Origin of the sequence: Dactylosporangium darangshiense, assembly GCF_039537565.1 — a bacterium.
Lineage (GTDB): Bacteria > Actinomycetota > Actinomycetes > Mycobacteriales > Micromonosporaceae > Dactylosporangium > Dactylosporangium darangshiense.
In genome coordinates, this window is sequence record NZ_BAABAT010000001.1 from 505,029 (window position 1) to 519,199 (window position 14,171).

The 14,171-nt window shown below is 69.9% G+C and carries 16 protein-coding genes, 3 tRNA genes and 1 pseudogene; 8 read left to right on the forward strand and 12 right to left on the reverse strand.

Annotation, left to right across the window (positions count from 1 at the left end; all coding sequences use genetic code 11):
* Window positions 1-19: 19 nt before the first annotated feature.
* Together ABD901_RS02200 and ABD901_RS02205 are read right to left on the reverse strand one after the other, a co-directional pair.
* Window positions 20-910, reverse strand: coding sequence for a sulfurtransferase (locus tag ABD901_RS02200; RefSeq protein ID WP_345120565.1), 891 nt, complete (start codon window positions 908-910; stop codon window positions 20-22).
* A gap of 31 nt (window positions 911-941) precedes the next feature.
* Entirely contained in the window at window positions 942-1,718 is a 777-nt protein-coding gene (locus tag ABD901_RS02205) for an SGNH/GDSL hydrolase family protein (protein WP_380137444.1), read from the reverse strand.
* Window positions 1,719-2,264: 546 nt separating this feature from the next.
* Here ABD901_RS02205 and ABD901_RS02210 point away from each other — a divergent pair.
* The 3 genes from ABD901_RS02210 (at window position 2,265) to ABD901_RS02220 (ending at window position 5,378) form a co-directional block, all read left to right on the forward strand.
* Window positions 2,265-3,002 carry an arginase family protein gene (locus tag ABD901_RS02210; protein ID WP_345120569.1) on the forward strand — a complete coding sequence of 246 codons (738 nt, stop codon included), beginning with the start codon at window positions 2,265-2,267 and terminating at the stop codon, window positions 3,000-3,002.
* 130 nt (window positions 3,003-3,132) lie between these two features.
* On the forward strand, window positions 3,133-4,857 hold the full coding sequence (locus ABD901_RS02215; protein ID WP_345120571.1) for a substrate-binding domain-containing protein: 1,725 nt from the start codon (window positions 3,133-3,135) through the stop codon (window positions 4,855-4,857).
* A 2-nt stretch (window positions 4,858-4,859) separates the two neighbouring features.
* Window positions 4,860-5,378, forward strand: a complete 519-nt coding sequence (locus ABD901_RS02220) for a YbaK/EbsC family protein (RefSeq protein WP_345120573.1) — start codon at window positions 4,860-4,862, stop codon at window positions 5,376-5,378.
* Here the strand turns inward: ABD901_RS02220 and ABD901_RS02225 are convergent.
* The 3 genes from ABD901_RS02225 to ABD901_RS02235 form a co-directional block, all read right to left on the reverse strand.
* Entirely contained in the window at window positions 5,375-5,791 is a 417-nt protein-coding gene (locus tag ABD901_RS02225; protein WP_345121130.1) for a SufE family protein, read from the reverse strand. The genes ABD901_RS02220 and ABD901_RS02225 overlap by 4 nt on opposite strands.
* A gap of 64 nt (window positions 5,792-5,855) precedes the next feature.
* Window positions 5,856-6,281, reverse strand: coding sequence for a CBS domain-containing protein (locus ABD901_RS02230; protein WP_345120575.1), 426 nt, complete (start codon window positions 6,279-6,281; stop codon window positions 5,856-5,858).
* Between the two features lie 59 nt (window positions 6,282-6,340).
* Window positions 6,341-6,721, reverse strand: a complete 381-nt coding sequence (locus tag ABD901_RS02235; RefSeq protein WP_345120577.1) for a hypothetical protein — start codon at window positions 6,719-6,721, stop codon at window positions 6,341-6,343.
* A 123-nt stretch (window positions 6,722-6,844) separates the two neighbouring features.
* Here ABD901_RS02235 and ABD901_RS02240 point away from each other — a divergent pair.
* Together ABD901_RS02240 and ABD901_RS02245 are read left to right on the forward strand one after the other, a co-directional pair.
* Window positions 6,845-7,954 (forward strand): annotated as a pseudogene (locus tag ABD901_RS02240) (sensor histidine kinase); the annotation flags it as partial.
* 65 nt (window positions 7,955-8,019) lie between these two features.
* Window positions 8,020-8,673 (forward strand): response regulator, encoded by a 654-nt coding sequence (locus ABD901_RS02245; protein WP_345120581.1) that lies wholly within the window; start codon window positions 8,020-8,022, stop codon window positions 8,671-8,673.
* Window positions 8,674-8,703: 30 nt separating this feature from the next.
* On the opposite strand, the gene ABD901_RS02250 is transcribed toward ABD901_RS02245, so the two are convergent.
* Window positions 8,704-10,212, reverse strand: a complete 1,509-nt coding sequence (locus tag ABD901_RS02250; RefSeq protein ID WP_345120583.1) for a serine/threonine-protein kinase — start codon at window positions 10,210-10,212, stop codon at window positions 8,704-8,706.
* 222 nt (window positions 10,213-10,434) lie between these two features.
* The gene (locus tag ABD901_RS02255; protein ID WP_345120585.1) at window positions 10,435-10,950 is read right to left on the reverse strand and encodes a GNAT family N-acetyltransferase; all 516 of its coding nucleotides are present in this window, start codon (window positions 10,948-10,950) and stop codon (window positions 10,435-10,437) included.
* 269 nt (window positions 10,951-11,219) lie between these two features.
* Between ABD901_RS02255 and ABD901_RS02260 the strand changes: the two genes are divergently transcribed.
* From ABD901_RS02260 to ABD901_RS02270, 3 genes are all read left to right on the forward strand, one after another.
* The gene (locus ABD901_RS02260) at window positions 11,220-11,720 is read left to right on the forward strand and encodes a hypothetical protein (protein WP_345120587.1); all 501 of its coding nucleotides are present in this window, start codon (window positions 11,220-11,222) and stop codon (window positions 11,718-11,720) included.
* A 135-nt stretch (window positions 11,721-11,855) separates the two neighbouring features.
* Window positions 11,856-12,086, forward strand: coding sequence for a hypothetical protein (locus ABD901_RS02265; protein ID WP_345120589.1), 231 nt, complete (start codon window positions 11,856-11,858; stop codon window positions 12,084-12,086).
* Window positions 12,053-12,361 carry a tyrosine-type recombinase/integrase gene (locus ABD901_RS02270; RefSeq protein WP_345120591.1) on the forward strand — a complete coding sequence of 103 codons (309 nt, stop codon included), beginning with the start codon at window positions 12,053-12,055 and terminating at the stop codon, window positions 12,359-12,361. Before ABD901_RS02265 ends, ABD901_RS02270 begins: the two co-directional genes overlap by 34 nt.
* A gap of 66 nt (window positions 12,362-12,427) precedes the next feature.
* Here the strand turns inward: ABD901_RS02270 and ABD901_RS02275 are convergent.
* The 5 genes from ABD901_RS02275 to ABD901_RS02295 all read right to left on the reverse strand — a co-directional run bounded on the left by ABD901_RS02275 (window position 12,428) and on the right by ABD901_RS02295 (window position 14,170).
* A tRNA-Ala gene (locus ABD901_RS02275) sits at window positions 12,428-12,500 on the reverse strand.
* Between the two features lie 23 nt (window positions 12,501-12,523).
* The gene (locus ABD901_RS02280) at window positions 12,524-12,652 is read right to left on the reverse strand and encodes a DLW-39 family protein (RefSeq protein WP_345120593.1); all 129 of its coding nucleotides are present in this window, start codon (window positions 12,650-12,652) and stop codon (window positions 12,524-12,526) included.
* A 1-nt stretch (window position 12,653) separates the two neighbouring features.
* Window positions 12,654-12,723: transfer RNA gene (locus tag ABD901_RS02285), tRNA-OTHER, on the reverse strand.
* A gap of 399 nt (window positions 12,724-13,122) precedes the next feature.
* Window positions 13,123-13,199 (reverse strand) — tRNA-Ile (locus tag ABD901_RS02290).
* A gap of 128 nt (window positions 13,200-13,327) precedes the next feature.
* Window positions 13,328-14,170, reverse strand: coding sequence for a DUF3566 domain-containing protein (locus ABD901_RS02295; protein ID WP_345120595.1), 843 nt, complete (start codon window positions 14,168-14,170; stop codon window positions 13,328-13,330).
* Window position 14,171: the final 1 nt, after the last annotated feature.

The following is a 14,171-nucleotide window of genomic DNA, read 5'->3' on the forward strand; positions in this document are numbered from 1 at the left end:
CGCGGCCCCCTCTTCGCGTTCACCGAGGGTCGGTGCCCTTCACCACCGGCACCCGGACGAGGTTGCCCCACTCCGTCCACGAGCCGTCGTAGTTGCGCACGCGTTGGTACCCGAGCAGGTGCGTCAGCACGAACCAGGTGTGCGACGAGCGCTCGCCGATGCGGCAGTACGCCACGATGTCGTCGCTCAACGCCAGCCCGAGCTCGTCGGCGTAGATGCGGCGCAGCTCGTCGGCCGGCTTGAACGTGCCGTCGTCGCGCGCCGCCTGCTTCCACGGCTTGCTGACCGCGCCCGGGATGTGCCCGCCGCGCAGCGCGCCCTCCTGCGGGTAGTCCGGCATGTGCAGCAGCTCGCCCGAGTACTCACCCGGCGAGCGCACGTCGACCAGCGGCCGGTCGGCCTTGATGTGCGCGAGCACGTCCTCGCGGAACGCCCGGATCGGCGCGTCGACGCGCTCCACCACCGGGTACTTCGTGGCCTCCCGCGCCGGCACGTCCCTGGTCATCGGCCGGCCCTCGGCGACCCACTTGGCCCGCCCGCCGTCGAGGATGCGCAGGTCGCGGTGGCCGAACAGGGTGAACACCCACAGCGCGTAGGTGGCCCACCAGTTGAAGTTGTCGCCGTAGAACACGATCGTGTCGTCCGGCCCGATCCCCTTGGCCGAGCAGAGCGCGGCGAAGCCCTCGGCGTCGAGGTAGTCGCGGGTGACCTGGTCGTTGAGCTCGGTGTGCCAGTCGACCTTGACCGCACCCGGGATGTGTCCGGTGCCGTAGAGCAGCACGTCCTCGTCGGACTCGACGACGACGAGGCCCGGGTCGTCGAGGTGCTCGGCCAGCCACGCGGTGGTGACGAGCCGGTCCGGATGCGTATATGCGCCCAGCTCGGGCGCCGGATCGGAAGCAACAGGCATGATTTCGACCCTAGCGCTCCCGCGGGTGGGCTCAGGCCTCGTTGAGCGGAGCCAGCTCGGGACGTTTCGCGGTCACCCGGTCACCCGAGGAGCGGCCGGTCAGCCGGCGCTTCACCCACGGCGCCAGGTGCTGGGTGGCCCACATGGCGTCGGCGGCCTTCCGCGACACCCAGGACAGCTCCTCGGGCGGCGGCGGCGCGGCCAGCCACTCCGGGTCGCACACGACGCCGAGCTTGGTGAGCACGTGCGCGGCGACGCGGCGGTGCCCGGCCGGCGACAGGTGCAGCCGGTCGATGCCCCACAGCCGCGGATTGGCGAACTCCGTGTCGTCCCACAGGCTCACCACGTGCGCGCCGTGCTTCACGCCGACCGACTCGATGGCGGAGTTGAACAGGTCGACGCGCGGGCGGAGCATCTTGCCGCCCGGCATCCGGCCGGTCATGTCGGCCCAGCGAAAGAGGACCACGTCGGCGCCGGTCCCGCACAGCTTCTCGATCGTGCGGTCGAAGCGTGCGACCAGCGCGTCGAGCTCGAACGAGCGGCGCAGCGCGTCGTTGCCGCCGCCGGCGAAGCTGATGAGGTCGGGCTTCATCGCCACGGCCAGCGGCACCTGCTCGGCGGCGATGTTGTCGAAGAGCCGGCCGCGCACGGCCAGGTTGGCGTAGCGGAAGTCGGCGCTGCCGTTGGCCAGCACGCCGGCGACGAGGTCGGCCCAGCCGCGGTAACCCTGTCCGTCGGGGCGTGGGTCGTCAAGTCCTTCGGTGAAGCTGTCGCCGACCGCCACGAAACTCGCCCATTGCCGCGCCACGCCCTGTTCCTCCCCGTCAGCCCTCGAGCCGTCCCCGATTCGCATCCTTTCAGGCGCCGGGAGTGGGAGAAAGCGACTTTGGCCGAGACCACACTGCCGCCGTAAAGCGGACCGCCCGGTCGCACCCCCCTCTGATGGAGTGCGGCCGGGCCACCTTTGGTGTCGCGGTATTCAGTTGTCGTCGCGCTATTGAGCACGACGATGTACTTGCCCTGGATCGCCTTACTGGTGGCCCCGCTCTGTCCAATGTGGACGGTATGGCGGTCTGTGCCGGTGCACTGTAAGCCTTACTTTGCGCTCGCGCGCTGCCCCGCTTGTGCCGCGGACGGTTTCGGCGCCAGGAAAAGCGACAACGCCCAATTCGCCCAGCGAGCGGGCGGAAGCGGCAAATTCGGACGTATCTTGTTGTGGATGACCGGACACTCCGGGTTACGGGAGTCATGAATCCCCAGGTCGCCGGAGGTCTGTAACCATCCATGGGGCCAAAAGGGTGCGGCGAGCGAGAGTGGCGAAAGTCACTCACTAAAGGTTCGCTAAAGTCGGGAAATGATCCTCGTGCCGTACCACCTGGACGAGCCACTGTACGGTTTGGAGGCCGATCTGCCTGGCCCTCCCGGCCGTGTGGTGAACGCCGAACTGCCCGACGGTGACATTTGGACCCGCCTCGCGGCGCTGTACGACCGGGCCGCGGACGCCGTCGCCGAGGAGGTCGCCGCCGGCGGCACGCCAGTGGTCGTTTCCGGCGACTGCACCGTCTCGCTCGCGACCGTGACCGGCCTGCAGCGCGCCGGAGTGGCGCCGGGCGTGGTCTGGTTCGACGCGCACGGCGACGTGCAGACGCTGGAGACGACGACGTCGGGGTACATCGGCGGCATGCCCCTGCGCATCCTGGTCGGCTACCGCCCGGAGCTCATCGCGGACCGGCTCGGCCTGCGAGCCGTACCGGAGGAGCGCGCGATGCTCGCCGACGCGCGCGACCTCGACCCGGCCGAGGCCGAGTATCTGGCGGGCGCGCGGCTGCGGCGCTACAGCGTCGAGGACGTCCCGGCACCCGACGGACCGTTCCTGGTCCACGTGGACCTGGACGTTGTGGATCCTTCCGACATCCCGGGGTTACTCTTCCCTGTCGATGGAGGCCCGACCGGGTCGGCCGTCGTTGCTGCGGTCGCGCGGCTCGTGGCTACCGGCCGGGTCGTGGCGCTGGACGTTGCCTGCACCTGGCGGCCCGACGGAGGCGATGCTCGGCGACGCAGTTTGGTCACCGCGCTTACTAACTGTCTCTAAAGCAAACTCACAGAGTTTCCAACTGGGTGTGATCAAGGGAGTGCGGAACGTGAATGCCCCTCGGGATCCCCGCCGACGAATGACCAAACGCGTGACCCACGAATCGCTTATCTAGGGAATATTGGTAACCGTGAGAGGACGGCACCGGGCGACGGACCTGAGGAGCAACGGGTTCGCCGCCCTCGCGGCCGGCATGATCCTTCCCCTCGTCGCCATCGGTGCCGTCTACGGCGGGTATCGAGCCATGTCGACGTCGGGCTGTGCGGGAACGGTGCGTCTCACCGTCGCCGCGAGCCCGGAGATCGCGCCGGTCATCAAGGACGCCGCGGCCCGCTGGGTGAAAACCGAGCCGCGGGTCGACAACGAGTGCGTCGCGGTCGATGTGACCGCGGTCGGCTCCGCCGAGGTCGCCGCCGCGGTGGCGGGCGAGGGCGGCGCCACCGTGCCGGGCCTCGGCCAGGCCGACGGCAAGACGCAGGTACCCCAGGTCTGGATCCCCGACTCGTCGCTGTGGCTGCAGCGCCTGCGCACGGCCCGCGAGGACCTCGTGCCGCTGGTCGCGCCGTCACTGGCCCGCAGCCCCATCGTTCTGGCCGTGCCCGAGCCCACCGCGAAACAGCTCGGCTGGCTGGAGAACAAGGTCACCTGGAAGCAGGTGCTCGAGCAGATCGTCGGCGACACCAGGATCATCCCCGGCATCGTCGACCCCAACCGCGACTCGGTCGGCGTGTCGACCCTGGTGGCGATGGCCTCCGTGCGCGACCAGTTCGGACCGGAGGGCGACTCGCTCACCGTCGGCGCGGTCAAGTCGCTGATGACGGGCAAGTCGGAGCAGCAGACGGGCCTCATCGCGCGCTTCCCGCGCGACTCCGACCCCAAGACCCTCTCCACCGCGGTGACCCTGGCGCCGCTGTCGGAGCAGGCGCTGCACGCCTACAACGCGGCCGGGCCGGCCGTGCCGCTCATCGCCGTGTACCCCGATCCGGCGCCCATCGCCCTGGACTTCCCGTTCGCGGCAATGCCGCGGCTGTCGCCGAACCGGGCGTCCGCCGCCGAACAGTTCCGCTCGGTGCTCACCGGCGTCGCCTTCCGCAACCTGCTGGCCCAGCACCAGCTGCGCGCCAACGACGGCACGGTCGGCACCGGCATGACGCTCAGCCCGAGTGCGCCCGTGGGCGGCCAGGTCACCCCGGTGCCCGACGCCACCGTGATCTCCAAGGCCCTGCAGATGTGGGTCGAGATCACCCAGCCCTCGCGGATGCTCGCAGTCGTCGACGTGTCCGCGGCGATGAAGGCGCCGGTGCCCACCGCCGGCGGGCTGACAAAGGAGCAGGTCGCCGTCCAGGCCGCCCAGGGCGGCCTGGACCTCTTTCCCGATTCGTGGGCCGTCGGGCTGTGGTGCTTCTCCACCAACATGCCCGGCGGCCATGACTACCAGTCGCTCGTACCGATCGGCCCGCTCACCTCGCAGCGGGACCAGCTGCGCGCCGCCATCGGCGGCCTCAAGCCCAACCCGAAGGGCGGCAGCGGGCTGTACGACACCATCCTCGCCGCCTACCAGAACGTCCAGCAGGGCTGGGACCCCGGCCGCGGCAACTCCGTCGTCGTGGTGACCGGCGGGCGCAACAACGACGCCAGCGGGCTGTCGCTCGATAACCTGGTCTCGTCGCTGCAGAAAGCCGAGAAGCAGGATCAGCCCGTGCAGATCATCATCATCGGCGTCGGTTCCGAGGTGAACCAGGCCGAGATGCAGAAAGTCGTCGACGCCACCGGCGGCGCTGTCTTCGTCGCGCCCGACCCCTCGAAGATCGGCGAGATCTTCATGAAGGCGCTCGCGCTGGACGACGGGCGCTGACCTTGCGACTCGATCTCTCCGCGGCGCTGTCGCGCCCCGAACTGCTCGCCGCGCCCGTGCGCGACGCCCTGCCGAAGGTCGCCGACATCGACTCCGTGCGGGTCGCTCCCATCGATCCCGGGCTCGCCGACACGGCGGCGTTCTGCGCGGCGTACGACGTGACCCTCGAACAGTCCGCGAACTGCGTGATCGTCGTGGGCAAGCCCGCCGGCGTGTTCGCCGCGTGCGTCATCCTGGCGACGACCCGCGTCGACGTGAACGGCGCGGTGCGCCGGCTGCTCGGCACGCGCAAGGCGAGCTTCGCGCCGATGGACGAGGCGGTGAGCCGCTCCGGCATGGAGTACGGCGGCATCACCCCGATCGGCCTGCCCGAGGACTGGCCGATCTACGTCGACGCGCGGGTGCCCGCCGTCGAGTCCGCGGTCATCGGCAGCGGCCTGCGCGCCAGCAAGATCGTGCTGCCCGGCAGCGTCATCGCGGCACTGCCCGGCGCCACCGTCGTCGACGGGCTCGCCGTCTAGCGCTGCGCCGTGACCTGGTTCTTGAGCCGCTGCAGGATGGCGGTGCCGCCCCGCACGCGCAGCGGGCTGATCGCGTTGGCGAGCCCCATGCGCTGGTAGATGTCGGCCGGCACGGCGAGCACCTCGTCGACCGTCGCACCCTCCAGCCCTTCGGCGAGGATGCCGGCGAACGCGCGGGTGGTCGGCGCCTCGGGCGGGCAGTCGAAGTACAGCTCCACGGTCCCCTTCGCCGTGACGTCCGCCTTCAGGAAGAACGGGGTCTGGCACTCCGGCACCTGCTCCATGCCCGCGTGCCCCTCGAGCTCGGCGGGCAGCGGCCGGACGGCGTCGGAGTACTCCAGCAGCATCTCCAGCACCACGTCGCGTGGCGCCGACGCGAACTCGTCGACGATCAAGGCCAGCTTTTCGGGCATTTCCACCCCGCAAACGTACATCCACGCCCGCGTTGAGCACGGGCGTGGACGTAGTGCGTGACCGTCAGTTGTTCGGCTGGGCCCGGCTGATCCCGCCGAGCACCGATTCGGGGTCGATCTCCTCGGCCAGGTCACCGATCGACACAATGCCGACCAGGCCCTTGTGGTCGTCGCAGACCAGCACCCGACGCACCGCCTGGTCCCGCATGAGCAGCGCCGCCGAGTGGATCGAGTCCTCGGGGCGGACCGTCACGAGGTTCTTGCTCAGGATCTCGCCGATCGTGGTGGCCGCCGGGTCGCACCGCTCGGCAACCGCGCGCACCACGATGTCGCGGTCGGTTACCAGCCCGGTCAGCTCCGGCCCGTCCGCCACCACCACGTCGCCGATGTCCTGTTCGCGCATGGTTCGCGCCGCCTCGGCCAGCGTGGTCTCGCTGGGCAGGTAGACCACATTCGTGGTCATCACATCCCGGACTGTCTGCATCGTCATCGCCTGACCTCCCGCTGTTCGATACAGATCTGTTACCCAGCGTGCCGTTCGCTTAACGATCAAGCGTGCTCGCCCACGGGGATGAAGTGCCGTCGGCTGGCCGGCAGCGCCAGCAGCCCGGCGCACACGGCGACGAACCCGAGGAACACCAGCGACGCCGACTCGCCGAACGCGAGCAGCTTGAGCAGGCTGAACGCGGCCTGGGCGGCGAGCAGCACCAGCGCGGCGCGCAGCCACCCGGTCCCGCCGCGCCCGAGCCGCACCGCCGCGACGATGCAGGCGAGCGACATGATCGGCGCCCACACGACGGCGATGTAGTCCTTGCCGGACAGCGACATCGTCAGCGAGAAGGCGACGGTCGCGACGAGCTGGAACGCGCCGAGCGGTACGAGCAGAAAGAACTGCGCCCCGCGAACGGAGAGAGGAATCTTGACGGACATTGCGGCCTCCGGATCGATTTGGTTGCGTCGAATCCTGCGGCCGCGCCCGCCTCCCATTCATCGACCCGTGGGCGGGACCTGCGGCAACCCCGTGGGCCGAGCGCGAGCTCAGCCCACGGGCTGATGACACCCCTCGGCCCGCTCGCCTACGGTTGCCCCGTGTCCGCCGCAGCCGCTGTCCCCGCCCGGCGCCGGCGCTGGAGCACGGACGCCGTGGTCGCCATTGCCTTGGTCGCCGTCGCGCTGGCCCAGGTCCTGGTCTTCCTGCCGATCGCGCCGCGCCCGATCGGCGCGTTCGTCGCGATTGCCTCGACCGCCCCGATCGCCTGGCGCCGCACCCACCCCGTGCCGGCCGCGCTCGTCGGCTCCGCGGTATGGCTGGTCCCGACCGACGGCTACGTCCTGGTCGGTTACGTCGCCTCGCTGCTGCTGTTCTATGCCGTGACCGCCTACGTCGCCGACCACTACCTGGCGGCGGCGACGGTCCTGATCGGCGCCGTCTTCGGCATCATCGGCACCGCCCTGCAGGACTCGGGCATCGGCGACTACGCCGGCGCGCTCCTGGGCGTCCTGGCCCCCGCCGCCGTGGGCGTCCTGGCGCGCCGGCAGCGGCGGAGGACCTCGCGTCTGGAGGAGCTCACTCGCTACCTCGAGCAGGAACGCGACCGCCGCGAACGCGCCGCCGTCGCCGACGAGCGCGCCCGCATCGCCCGGGAGCTGCACGACCTCGTCGCGCACGCGATCAGCATCATCGCCGTGCAGGCCGACGCCGCCGAGGCCGCGCTGGAGCGCGACCCGGCCCTGGCGCAGCGCCCGCTGGCGGCGATCCGCGGCTCCGCGGGCGAGGCCCTCACCGAGATGCGCCGCCTGCTGGGCGTCCTGCGCACCGACTCATCGGATGCGGACCTCGAGCCGCTGCCCGGCCTGTCGCAGCTGCCTTCGCTCGTCGCCCGCGCCCGCGAGGGCGGCCAGCCCGTCGAACTGTCGGTCGACGGCACCCCGGCGCAGCTGCCGCCGAGCCTGGACCTGTCCGCGTATCGCATCCTGCAGGAGGCGCTCACCAATGCGGTCAAGCACGCGCCCGGCGCCCCCGTCACCGTCGCCCTCTCGTGGCGCCCCGACGAACTGGTCATCGACGTGACCGACCGCGGCCCCGGCGCCGTCGCTCCTCCGTCCCCCGACGCGCACGGCCTGGTCGGCATGCGCGAGCGGGTCCGCATCCACGGCGGCGACCTGCGGACCGGCAACGCGGAGCCGGGCGGTTTTGGGGTACACGCCCGCCTCCCGATCGAGGCGTCATGACCACGGTCCTCATCGCCGACGACCAGGACCTGGTCCGCTCGGGCCTGCGCCTGATCCTCGAGGTGGCGGGCATCGACGTCGTCGCCGAGGCCTCGGACGGCCACGAGGCCTTCGCCGCGGCCGAGCGGCTGACACCGGACGTGGCGCTGATGGACGTACGAATGCCGGACATGGACGGCATAGCCGCAACCCGCCGCATCGTGGACGCGCAGCTGCCCACCCGCGTCCTGATCCTCACGACGTTCGACCTGGACGAGCACGTCTTCGCGGCGCTGAAGGCCGGCGCGAGCGGCTTCCTGCTCAAGGACGTGGGCCGCCAGCAGCTGATCGAGGCCGTCCACACCGTCGCCGCGGGCGAGTCGTTGTTCGCCCCGACGGTCCTGCGCCGCCTGGTGACCCACTACGTGTCGCGCCCGGCCCCGCCCGGTTCGTTGCCGGCGCTGGCCGACCTGACCGCACGGGAGCTCGAGATCCTGCGCCTGATCGCGCGCGGCCGCTCCAACTCGCAGATCGCGGCCGACCTGTTCATCTCCATGGCGACGGTGAAGACCCACGTCCGCCACCTGCTGCAGAAGCTCGACCTCCGCGACCGCGCCCAGGCCGTGATCATCGCCTACGAGTCCGGCCTGATCACCCCGAACGCACCGTGAAGAACGGATCCGCCCACCTGCCCGCTGGACCTATTCCGCGGCGATCGCGTCGAGGTGGCCGTTGAGCGCGGTGTAGGCGAAGTCAGTCAGCTTGCCGTCCCGGTAGAGGCCGGCCAGCTTGTCTCGTAGCGTCCTGATCTTCTTGGTCTCGTCGTCCGGGTTGGCGGTGGTCAGGGTCTTCGCCAGGTCATCGACCATGTGGGTCAGATCCCGCGCGGCATCCGCCTTGAGGTCTCCGGCGTCGACCTGCTGCTGAATGGTCCGATGCATCGCAACGATCGGATCCGTCGGCGACGGTGACGCGGACTCCGTCGGGGACGGCTGGGTCTGCGCGCGGGCGGTGGCCGGCGCCGAACGAGCCGCGCTCGGCGATGGGCCGGCCGCCGCCGGGGAGCCGGCCGTGGTCAGGCGCTGCGCCTCGAGATGTGATCCCGCCCGGTCCGTCGACGGCAGAGCTGCGATGAACGCCGCCACGGCGACGGTTGCGGTGACGAGTACGGCGGCCACCGACAGCCACAGCCCCGGCCTCGGCACGAGCAGGCCACGGTCGTGTCTCGACGGTCGCACACCAGCCGGCGCCACGGAGATCGGCGCTGCGCCGACGTTCGGTTCGCGTGGTTCGGGATCATCGGCCGGCCGCAGCGTTCGTCGCGCCGCCAACACCGCCGCTGACGAGACAGCCGATGAGGGGAGGACGTCCGAGGCGCCGTGCGCCAGCAGATCTGCTGCCGCGGCAATGCGTGCCCGGGCAACGATGGCGTCCGGAGGACGTTCGTCCGGTGTCTTGGCGAGCAGGTCGGCCACCAGGGCCTCCACGTCGGCCGGCGCATCCGGGCGGCGAACCCGCAGCGGCTCTGGTGCGTTCGCGAGGTGCTGGTGGGCGATGCTCTGCGAGGTGCCGGTCGAGAACGGTGGATGGCCGGTGAGCATCGCGTACATGCTGCAGCCCAGGCCGTACAGGTCGGCCCTGCGGTCGACCGGCTCGCCGTTGATGTGCTCTGGCGCCATGTACTTGGGGCTGCCCACGGCGATGACCGTCCCGGTCAGGTTGACGTGTTCCGTGGTGTCGAGGATCCGGGCCACACCGAAGTCGCAGATCTTCACCACGCCGGTCGCGGTCAGGATGAGATTGCTCGGCTTGATGTCGCGGTGGACGATCTCGGCCGCGTGCGCCGCTGTGAGCCCGTCGCAGATCTGTGTGGAGATCGCGAGGACGTCGCCGATCGGCAGCGGGCCCTCGGTCAACAGGTCCGCCACTGTAGGGCCGTCCACGAGTTCCATCACGATGTACGGATCGCCGTCCTCGGCCCCGAAGTCGTAGATCGGAACGATGTTGGGGTGCGACAGCCGGGCGACCGCACGGGCCTCGCGGTCGAAGCGTTCCATGGCCTTGGGCAGGCTCAACCCTTGGTTGGACAGCACCTTGACGGCAACCGGCCGGTCCAGTCGAAGGTCGTAGCCACGCCAGACAGTGCCCATGCCTCCGCTGCCCAGCACCTGTTCGACCCGGTAGCGGCCGCCGAGGAGCCGTTGTGCCATCGCGGTCGCACCAACAGGTCGCTCGTACACATCCACCCCTCCCCAGGTTTCCGGTTTCCGGCTACGCGGGTTGTCGCAGGCCGCTACAGCCATGGCAGTGGGACGGCGGCCGAGATGTTGATTTCAGTGGATGGCCCAGATCGCGACATCACCCGCTGCGGGTGAAGCAGAGGGTGAATCCGGACGCGGGCCAACGGTCGCCACGGACTTCGACGCCGACCGTCACTCCGGTTCCCAGCGAAGCCACCGCTGGTCCTGCTCGAAGCCTGCTCGCAGGTAGAGCGGCGTTGCACGGTCGTTGGAGTGGACGGTTACGTGTTCCAGCGCCAGCTTGCCCGCTTCGGCCAGCACGGCGTCCAACAACGCCGCGCCGATGCCAGTGCCACGCAGCTCGGGCACGACGTATACCGATTGGACGTCGCCACAACGGCGACATGGCTGACCGGGCCCGGGCACCCGCTCAGCGATCATCAGCCAGGCCACTCCGACAAGTTCATCGTCGACCTCGGCGATGAACGGCAGGTGGGTGGATAGGTGCTCGCTGATCCAGGCGACGAAGGAATCTACGAAGGCCTCGCGGTCGAGCTCGCCGTACTCCGGATGCTCGGACGTCACTCGCCAGCGAAGCCCGGCCAGCGCGGCACCGTCGTCGAGTGTCGCTTTCCGCACGGTCACCTGCATCGAGACTTCCCCCTGATGAAGAACACCGCGCCCAACGACCCGGGCGAGCGTTTTCATCGATTGTGATCGTCTGCCAGCGCTCGCCATCCTCAGATTTACCGGACTCCCACCAGTACGGACCGCGACGCCCGCGCCTTACCTGAGTGCCTTAGCGGATCGGGGCGGGCCGAGGTGTTCCCGGTGTCACCGCAGTTCATGGCATGTCCGGGGACACGCACCCACGTGTTGCCCCGGTGGGGTGTCTGGCCCGCATCCACGCTCCGAGCGGGGCTGCTCGCTGACAGCAACATCCGTAGCATCAACGATCGAGGGACGGAGGACCCCGAATGGGTGTGGAGCACTACTGGCGGAGAACGTCGACGGCGGCTATTCGGGACCTCGGCCCGGACGGCCTCTTCAATCTCGTTCCTGAATTCTTCGACGACCGGTTTGCGGTCGAGCGGAGAGAAGGTCTCGTGGTCGTTGCAGAGAGCACCGGCGATCTTCTCCGCGAACTGCTACGCCTCGGGGCAACCGACCACGCCTCGACCGCCGCGGTAACACTCTTCAGGCGCCCGCCTCCGAACTGGGACGACGACTGGATGGTAGGTAGCCACGCTCCAGGCACGGTGTCACAGATCGCCGCGTTCTTCGCCGGCGCTCCGCTCGATCACTGGCTCGAACAGCACCGTGTCACGCTCGCCGCCAAGGTCGAGGACATTGGCTACGGAGGCTGGGCCGAGACGAGTTGGGCTCCGCAGCTCCTCCGAGATGCACAGGACGTCGCAGCCCTCTTCGGCGCAGCTGCCGCCAGCGATGAAGCGGTGATCATCAAGATCTCGGCCTAAACGCCAGCATCGCGAGTCTCGGCGTGCCCGCACCCGAGTAACCGGACAGGCCATTCCTTGGTGCGGGGCAGGGACTGCGGGTCGGTGAGGCGCTGGGGATGGAGGACGGGCCGCGGTGCGTCGACGTCGGCGAGGGTGATGCAGCAACTGCGGTACTCGCCGAAGGAGTACGGCGGGTTCTACCTGGCGAAGCCGAAGGCCGGCTCGTCGGGGACGGTCGACCTCGACGGCCTGGTGGCGGAGCAGATCGCGGCGCACGTGGCGGAGTTCCCGGCGCGCGAGGTTGAGCTTGTCGACATCACGACAGGCAACCAGCGCGGCGGGTGGTGCCGTTGCTGTTCACATCCCGGCACGGCAACCCGCTGACCGACCGGATCTGGTCGCGGGAGTGGGATAAGTGGCGGGAAGCTGCCGACTGGCCGAACACCGAACACGCCGGATTCCACGCGCTGCGGCACCTCTTCGCCACCGTGCTCATCACGAACGGCGCCGAGCCGCAGGAGGTACAGCGGGCGCTGCGGCACAAGTCGCTGTCCCTGACGCTGGAGACCTACGTCGGGTGGTGGCCGAAGCGGATCAAGACGCGCGGCATCTTCGGCGCGGCTCTGTCGGCCGTGCGCGGAAGGGACGAGCGGGGGTGAGACTTACCCGCGGCTTACCGGGCGATCTTGGCGGACCTATAACCGCAGGTCGCACGCCATTTTCAGTGGAGACGAGGGGACTCGAACCCCTAACCCCCGCCTTGCAAAGGCGGTGCTCTGCCAGTTGAGCTACGCCCCCGCAGGCCGCCGGCCCGATAGAGACTACCGCAGGTCCGGGGCGGTGGTCGCCTCGTGCCAGAGGGCGCGCTCTTCGCTCGCGGCCTTCACGCGCTTGGCGACGTATGCGGCGGCTCCGACGACGGCGACCACCAGAAGCACCTTTTTCCACATGTGGGGCTAGCTGGATTCGAACCAGCGACGTCGGTCATGATCGTCGTGCGCATCCAAGTTGCGCCTATCCCGGCTCGGCATGAGACAAAGAACTCTCTCTACCGCCGCACGGAGCTTAGCACCGCCAAAGGACGCCCAAACACACGGGGCACAAACCCGACACCCCAACATCCACACGAACAACACCCCGACCATCCGGGGGAGAGAGGGAGACGGCGAAGCCCAACGGAGAGCACGACCGCAACCCCCGCACCATTCGCACAGAGGCCGCCCCGGTCAAGGGGTCATGGGTGGGCGAAGCTTCACGGAGAGCGCGACCGCAACCCCGCAACATTCGCACGGAGGCCACCCCGGTCAAGGGGGGGGCATGGGTGGGCGAAGCCCCCCATTGGGGAGCGAGCGAAGCGAGCGCGAGGAATCCCACCACTAAACGGCAAGCGGCCCCCGCCGCGAAGCAGGGGCCGCCATAGTGGTGGGGCTAGCTGGAATCGAACCAGCGACCTCAGAGTTATCAGCTCTGCGCTCTAACCGACTGAGCTATAGCCCCGCTGCACCGTGCTTCGGTCCGCATGTCCCGAGCGGTGCGAACAGAAGGTTACCGTACCCGACGCGCCGGGCTCAAACCGGTTACCCCCTGGCGCGGCGCGCCGGCGCCAGGGGGCACGAAACCGCAGGTCAGTCCTTCTCGGCGAGCGTCAGCTCGATGCCGCCGACCAGGTCGGCGCACACGTTGTAGATGAAGGAACCCAGGGTCGCCAGGGCGGTGAAGAGCACCACGTTGACGACGCCCAGGAGGGCGGCGCTGCCGATGACGCCCTTCGCGGTGATGCGGAAGGTGCTCTGGCCGGTGCTGCCGGTCGAGCTGACCAGCTCGGCGAGCACCTGGTTGATGCTCTTGAAGACGTCCATCGCGTCGAGGGCCAGGTAGAGCACCGACGTCGCGACGATCAGGACGACGAAGAGGACGAAGCTCACGGCGAAGGCGAACTTCATCACCGACCACGGGTCGATCCGCTTCAGGTGCAGCCGCGCGCGGCGCGGGCCGCGGCCCACGGCGGAGCTGACCGTCTTGCGGGCCGCGCGCACGGCCTCCGTGACCCGGGCCGAGCCGCTGACCGCGGGCGCAGGCGTGTTGATGGCCTGCGTCGCGGCGGCGGCCGGCGTCCGGACGGCGGCGCGGGCGATCGCGGAGACGCTCGCCGTGCCCGTGGCCGAACCGCTGGTCGGCGACATGCCGCCCGGGAACGGGACGGCCGGCGGCGTGCCGCCGCCGGGCAACGGGGGCGTCTGGATCGGCACCGTGAGCGAGTCGGGGGGTGGCGCCATGCCCGGGGCACGCGTGAACTTCGGCGTGCCTCCGGTCGTGGTCTCGCCGGGGAAGGAGCCCCCGCTGAGCGCGTCCGGTTCCCCACCGGCGGCAGGCGCCCCCGAGTCAGATCCCGACATGGCAGCCTCTCCGGCCTGCGCGGCCTCGTCGGTTGCCGAGGCGGTCCCCGACTTCGCCTGAGTGTCTGTCATC